Raw genomic sequence first — 6206 nt, 5'->3', positions numbered from 1 at the left:
GGGACGGGCGTCGCCATGGCGATGCCCGTCCCCTCTCTATCTCGGCGAGGAGCCCTCTCTATCTCGGCAGGTGTCAGGCGCCGCCGGTGCTGTCGGTGTTGAGGCCCGAGTACGAGTGCTTGCCGTTGAAGATCAGGTTCACGCCGGTGAAGTTGAACAGCACGCACAGGTAGCCGACGACGACGAACCAGGCGGCGCGGCGGCCGTCCCAGCCACGCGTGGTGCGGGCGTGCAGGTACGCCGCGTACACGACCCAGATGACGAAGCTCCAGACCTCCTTGGGGTCCCAGCCCCAGTAGCGGCCCCAGGCGTGCTCGGCCCAGATGGCGCCGCCGATGATGGTGAAGGTCCACAGCACGAAGCCGACGGCGTTGAGGCGGAAGGACAGGGCCTCCAGCGACGTCGGGGTGGGCAGGCGGTCGAGCCAGCGGAAGCCGGGGCGCAGCAGGTACGGCGAGCCGGAGTCGCGGCTGTCGCGCAGGAGCTGCAGCACCGAGGCGACGAACGCGACGGTGAAGATGCCGGTGGCGCTGATCGCGACGCCCACGTGGATGACCAGCCAGTAGTTCTGCAGCGCGGGCTGCACGCCCGTCGCGGCCACGTAGAAGACGTTCAGGCCCAGCACGAGGAACAGCACGGTGAGCCCGGTGACGAACGCGCCGAGGAACTTGAAGTCTTTGCGCACGTTCATGCCGAGGAACACGGCCAGCGCCATGAACGACCCCACCAGCGTGAACTCGTACATGTTGGCCCAGGGCGTGCGGCCCGCGGCGAGCCCGCGCAGCACGATCGCCACGAGGAGCATCGCGGTGCCCAGCCACGTGGTCGACATCGCGATGCCGGCGGCGCGACGGCGCGCGGGGGCCGGGCCGTCGGGCGCTCCCGTCCCGGGCAGGGTGCTCGAGGGGGCGGGCGTCGCGCGCGACGCCGCCCCCACCGCGGCGGGCGTGCGTGCCTCGGCGTGTGCCTCGGCCCGGGCCTCCGTGCGGCGGCCCAGGTCGATCGCGAACGCGACGAGCGCGATCGTGAGCGCCGTGGCGGCGCCCCACACGAGCAGCACGCTCAGCTCGGCGATCTGCATGGTCAGTCCTCCGTGGCGGTTCTCTGGTGGTCGGCGGCGAGCGGGTCGTCGTCGGTCGTGTCGTCACTCGTGCCGTCGAGACGTCCCGGCACCGCTGCCAGCGCCTTGTCGACCTCGCGCTGCAGGCCCGCGTCGTCCCCGCGCGCGAGCCCGGCGAGCTCGACGTGCGTCACGGCCCGGCCGTCGTCGTCCGTGGCCTCCCATGATCGCACCCACACGCGGCGGCGCGGCGTGAACAGCGAGACCGCGAGGCCGGCGAGGGCGAGCAGGGAGAAGGTCAGCACCCAGGTGAGCGACGGGTCGTGGCGCAGGTCGAGCGCGACGTAGCGCGGCACGTCCTCGCCGAGGGTGACGGTGCCGAGGCCGTCGGGCAGCTCGACCGTCTCCCCCGGCCGCACGAGCAGCTTGGTCGTCGCGCCGTCCTCGTCCACCGAGGGCGTGAGCGACGCGGTGTCGAGGCGGTACACGTTCTGGGGCACGCCCTCGTCCAGGCCCAGGTCGCCGCGGTACACCTCGAGCACCATGAGCGGGTTCTGCGGCTGCGGGAAGACGGAACGGGCGGATCCGTCCTCCTCGACGACGGCGGTGGGCAGGAAGTACCCGACCAGGCCGATCTGCTCCTGCCCCTCGGAGACGTCGGGCACCTTCACGACGCCGCGCGACGTGTACATGGTGTCCTCGGGCAGGAACGGGACCCGGCCGGAGAACGCCATCTCGCCGGCGCCGTCCTTCACGGTGATCTCGGGGGCGAAGCCGTTGCCCTGTAGGTAGATCTTGGCGCCGTCCACCGTCAGCGGGGAGTTGACCTTGATCTGGTCGGAGTGCTGCCCGCCGTCCGGCTCGGTGACCGTCACGTGGGCCGTGAAGTCGCGGGCCTGCGCGAACGCCACGGTGTCGGAGGCGAACTCGGAGTCGAACGCGTCGAGCGTCATCGAGAACGGCGACAGCGACGACGGCTGGAACCACGCGCCCTTGTCGAACGTGTCGTAGTCCACGACGGCGTTCGCGAAGCCGCGCCCCTCCGTGACGATCGCCTGGCCGCGGTAGTGCAGCAGCTGGCCGAGGGCGACGGAGACGAGCAGGCCCAGCAGCGCGAGGTGGAACACGAGGTTCCCCGTCTCGCGCAGGTAGCCGCGCTCCGCGGCGACGGTGCGGGTGGCGGGCCGGCCCAGGCGCGGCTCCTCCGAGCCGACGTCGACGCGGAACGTCGGCAGGCGGCGCAGCGGGCCGCGCAGGTGGCCGGCCACGGCCTCGACGACCTCGTCGGGCGACGCCGTCGTGCTCGCCTCCGCCGTGGCGGGGAAGCGGCCGAAGCGCACCGGCGTCTTCGGCGGCCGGTTCCGCAGCGCGCGGGCGTGCGCGAGCGTGCGCGGCACGATGCAGCCCACGAGGGACACGAACAGCAGGATGTAGATGGCCGAGAACCAGACCGAGCTGTAGACCTCGAAGAAGCCGAACCGGTCCAGCCACTCCCCCAGCGTGGGGTGGTCGCCCAGGTACTCGAGCACCGCGGCGGCGTCCTGGCTGCGCTGCGGCAGGATCGAGCCGGGCACGGCCGCGACGGCGAGCAGCATGAGCAGCATGAGCGCCACGCGCATGCTCGTGAGCTGGCGCCACGTCCAGCGCAGCATGCCGCGCCAGCCCAGCGTCGGCAGGTTCGGACCGGCGGGCTTGTCCGGCCCGCCCTGCGGCGTCGCGGGCGCGTCACCCGCGCGTCCCTCGGTGAACGCGTCGTGGATGCCCTCCGGCCGGTAGGTCGCCTTCTCGCTCATCACACCACCGTCGCGAATCCGCTGATCCAGCCCTGGAGCTGGCTGGTCCACGCGGTCCAGAAGCCGGTCACCAGCGCCAGGCCGATCAGCACCAGCAGGGCGCCGCCGGCGCGCTGGATGACCAGGCGGTGGCGGCGCAGGAAGCCGAGCATGCGCTGCGAGGACTGCAGCCCGAGCGCGACCAGGAGGAAGGGCACGCCGAGCCCGACGCAGTACGCGATCCCGAGCACGATGCCGCGAGCTGCGGACGCCTGGTCGAGGGACAGCGCCTGGACGGCCGTCAGCGTCGGGCCGATGCAGGGGGTCCATCCGAGGCCGAACACCACGCCGAGCAGGGGCGCGCCCCACAGGCCCGCGCGCGGGCTCAGGTGCATGCGCCGCTCGCGCTGCAGGAACGGGACGGCGCCGAGGAACGCGAGGCCCATGAGGATCACGACGACCCCGAGCACCCGCATGATCGTGGCCTCCCACTGCACCAGGTAGGAGCCGAGCGCGCCGGCCGCGGCCATGAAGGCCACGAACACCGCGGTGAAGCCGAGCACGAACAGGGCGACACCCGCGACCACGCGCCGCCGGGCCGGGTCCTGCGGCACCCCGGGCCGACCCTTCGCGCCCGTCCCCGCCGAGGCCGCGGCCATGCCGCTCACGTACCCGACGTAGCCGGGCACCAGCGGCAGCACGCACGGCGACGCGAACGACACGAGGCCGGCGATCAGCGCCACGGGCAGCGCCAGCAGCATCGACCCGCTCCACACCGTGGTAGCGAAGGCGTCGCCCATCAGGCGTCCTTCGCGGCGCCGTCGCCCGAGCCGCCGCCGGACTCGGCGAGCACCTCGTCGACGATCGCGTCGAGCGTGGACGCCTCCGCCTGCCCGATGACGCGTGCCGCGACGCGGCCCTCGGCGTCGAGCACCACGGTGGACGGCACGGCCTGCAGCGGCACGACGCCGGAGAGCTTGGCCACGACCTGCCCGCTGCGGTCCTCGATCGACGGGTAGGGCACGTCGAAGGTGCGCTGGAACGAGAGGGCGGCGCCGGCCTCGTCCTCGGTGTTGATGCCGAGCACCCGCACGCCGTCGGCCTCGCGCTCGTTCGCGAGGGTCACGAGGTCGGGCGCCTCGGCGCGGCACGGCGCGCACCCGGCGTACCAGGTGTTGACCACGACGACGTCGCCGAGCCAGTCGGCGGTGCTCACCTCGTCGCCCTCGAACGACGTGCCCTCGACGGTCACGGGGTCCTCGCGATCGGCAGCGTCCCACTGCTTCACCGAGCCGTCGCCGGAGACGAAGCCCTGCCCGACGACGTCGCCTGCGCCCGAGTCCTGGGCGCCGCAGGCGGCGAGCAGGACCAGCGAGGCAGCGGCGCCGGCGGCCGCGGTGGCGCGGCGGAGCGCGCGCTTGCGAGCGGTGCGCATCATGCCCCCGGCACGGGGTCGGCGCCGGCAAGCAGGTCGGCGGCGGGTTCGGTGTAGTGCAGGCCCACGAACGTCTCGCCGTCGAACCGCAGCGAGGTCATCGACGCCAGGGCGCACTGACGGCGCCGCGGGTCGTGCGCCAGGGGGCCGCCCTCGTACGACCGGCGGGTGACCCAGACGGGGAGCTGGTGGCTGACCAGCACCACCTCGTGACCCTCGTAGGCGCGGCGCGCGTCGTCCACGGCCGCACGCATCCGGGTCACCTGGTCCGCGTACGGCTCGCCCCACGACGGACGGAGCGGGTTCCACAGGTAGCGCCAGTACCGGGGGTTGGCGAGCTGCCCCGGGTTCTTCCCGATCGTCGTGCCCTCGAAGTGGTTCCCCGCCTCGACGAGCCGGTGGTCCGTGGCGAGGGTCAGGCCGAAGGCCTCGGCCGTGGGCGTCGCGGTCTCCTGCGCGCGCTGCAGCGGGGAGGCGACGACGGCGACGACGTCGCGGCCCGCGCCGGACAGGTGCTGCGCCACACGGCTCGCCATCGCCTGCCCCCGGTCGGACAGGCGGTAGCCGGGGATGCGCCCGTAGAGGACGCCGTCCGGGTTGTGGACCTCGCCGTGCCGTACGAGATGGACGGTGGTGGTGGCCATGGGGTCCAGTGTCCCAGAACTCCGGGGTACCCAGGTCCCGTCCAGCCAGGCGTGACGGCGCTCACGTCAGGACGCGGCCGGCCCCTTCGCGGTGTCGGCGATCTTCGCCATCGCACGCCCGAGGGTGACGAGCTCCTCGTCGGTGAGGGCGTCGACCAGCAGGCGGCGGACGGCCGTGACGTGACCCGGCGCGGCGTCGACGAGCGCCGCGTACCCGGCGTCGGTCATGACGCAGTTCACCCCGCGCCGGTCGCCCGGCACCGGCGTGCGGACCACGAGCCCGCGCCGCTCCATCCGGTCGACCGTGTGCGTCAGGCGGCTGCGCGACAGCGCGAGGAACTCCGCGAGCGCCGACATGCGCAGGGTCCTGCCCGGCGCCTCGGAGAGCTGCACCAGCAGGTGGTACTCGCCGAGCGTGACGGGCAGCCCCTCGTCGTGCGCGTCCCCGAGCGCCTCGAAGAAGCGGGACGTCCCCTCGAGGAACCGCCGCCACGCCCACTGCTGCTCCTCGTCGAGCCAGCGCACGTCCGCGCGGTCCTCGTCGTCGCGCTCCTGCGCTCTCGTCACACCCACGGGAATAGGTTACGAGAGCGCCGCGTTCCTCCCCGTGACGATAGTTGATTCATCAACTATCTTGTGAGACGTCAGCACGACCCGACCCGAGGGAGACACCATGACCGCGCTGCCCGCAGGCCTGACCGCCGGTACCTACGCCATCGACACCGCCCACTCGACCGCCTCGTTCTCCGTGCGTCACGCCGGGATCGCCAAGGTGCGCGGCACGATCGCCATCTCGTCCGGCGAGATCACCGTGGGCGACGACCTCGAGTCCACGGCCGTCACCGCCGAGCTCGACGCCGCGTCGGTCAACACCGGCGACGAGAACCGCGACGGGCACCTGAAGAGCGCCGACTTCTGGCACGCCGAGGAGAAGCCGGTCTGGACCTTCGCGTCCAAGGGCATCTCCACCGACGGCGACGACTACACGATCACCGGCGACCTCACGATCAACGGCGTCACCAACACGGTCGAGCTGCCGACCGAGTTCACCGGCACCGCCACCGACCCGTTCGGCAACCCGCGCGCGGGCTTCGAGTCCGAGATCGAGATCTCGCGCAAGGACTACGGCCTGACCTGGAACGCCGCGCTCGAGACCGGCGGCGTCCTCGTGGGCGACAAGGTCAAGATCGCCCTCGACGTCTCGGCCATCAAGCAGAACTGACCCTCTCGCCGAGATAGAGAAGCCAGACCCGCGAGATAGAGAGGGGGGACGGTCCGTAGCGGCTACGGACCGC

General features: G+C 72.6%; 7 protein-coding genes. 1 reads left to right on the top strand and 6 read right to left on the bottom strand.

Annotated elements, in window-relative coordinates:
• Window positions 1–73 precede the first annotated feature (73 nt).
• The 6 genes from ccsB to ACFUVW_RS18700 form a co-directional block, all read right to left on the bottom strand.
• Complete coding sequence (ccsB, locus tag ACFUVW_RS18725; protein WP_430572816.1) at window positions 74–1081, bottom strand: c-type cytochrome biogenesis protein CcsB; 1008 nt, start codon at window positions 1079–1081, stop codon at window positions 74–76.
• A gap of 2 nt (window positions 1082–1083) precedes the next feature.
• Complete coding sequence (locus ACFUVW_RS18720) at window positions 1084–2853, bottom strand: cytochrome c biogenesis protein ResB (RefSeq protein ID WP_430572815.1); 1770 nt, start codon at window positions 2851–2853, stop codon at window positions 1084–1086.
• Window positions 2853–3632, bottom strand: coding sequence for a cytochrome c biogenesis CcdA family protein (locus ACFUVW_RS18715; protein WP_430572814.1), 780 nt, complete (start codon window positions 3630–3632; stop codon window positions 2853–2855). The genes ACFUVW_RS18720 and ACFUVW_RS18715 overlap by 1 nt, the downstream gene beginning before the upstream one ends.
• A complete protein-coding gene (locus ACFUVW_RS18710; RefSeq protein WP_430572817.1) occupies window positions 3632–4267 on the bottom strand; it encodes a TlpA family protein disulfide reductase in 636 nt (211 codons plus the stop codon). The genes ACFUVW_RS18715 and ACFUVW_RS18710 overlap by 1 nt, the downstream gene beginning before the upstream one ends.
• On the bottom strand, window positions 4267–4911 hold the full coding sequence (locus ACFUVW_RS18705; protein ID WP_430572813.1) for a histidine phosphatase family protein: 645 nt from the start codon (window positions 4909–4911) through the stop codon (window positions 4267–4269). The genes ACFUVW_RS18710 and ACFUVW_RS18705 overlap by 1 nt, the downstream gene beginning before the upstream one ends.
• A 66-nt stretch (window positions 4912–4977) precedes the next feature.
• The gene (locus ACFUVW_RS18700; RefSeq protein ID WP_430572812.1) at window positions 4978–5484 is read right to left on the bottom strand and encodes a MarR family winged helix-turn-helix transcriptional regulator; all 507 of its coding nucleotides are present in this window, start codon (window positions 5482–5484) and stop codon (window positions 4978–4980) included.
• A gap of 100 nt (window positions 5485–5584) precedes the next feature.
• Between ACFUVW_RS18700 and ACFUVW_RS18695 the strand changes: the two genes are divergently transcribed.
• The gene (locus ACFUVW_RS18695; protein ID WP_430572811.1) at window positions 5585–6133 is read left to right on the top strand and encodes a YceI family protein; all 549 of its coding nucleotides are present in this window, start codon (window positions 5585–5587) and stop codon (window positions 6131–6133) included.
• The last annotated feature ends 73 nt before the right edge of the window (window positions 6134–6206 follow it).

Origin of the sequence: Isoptericola sp. NPDC057391 (genome assembly GCF_042668085.1) — a bacterium.
Taxonomy (GTDB): domain Bacteria; phylum Actinomycetota; class Actinomycetes; order Actinomycetales; family Cellulomonadaceae; genus Isoptericola.
The sequence above is the reverse complement of the archived record's forward strand: the minus strand, read 5'-3'. Positions and strand labels throughout refer to the sequence as shown.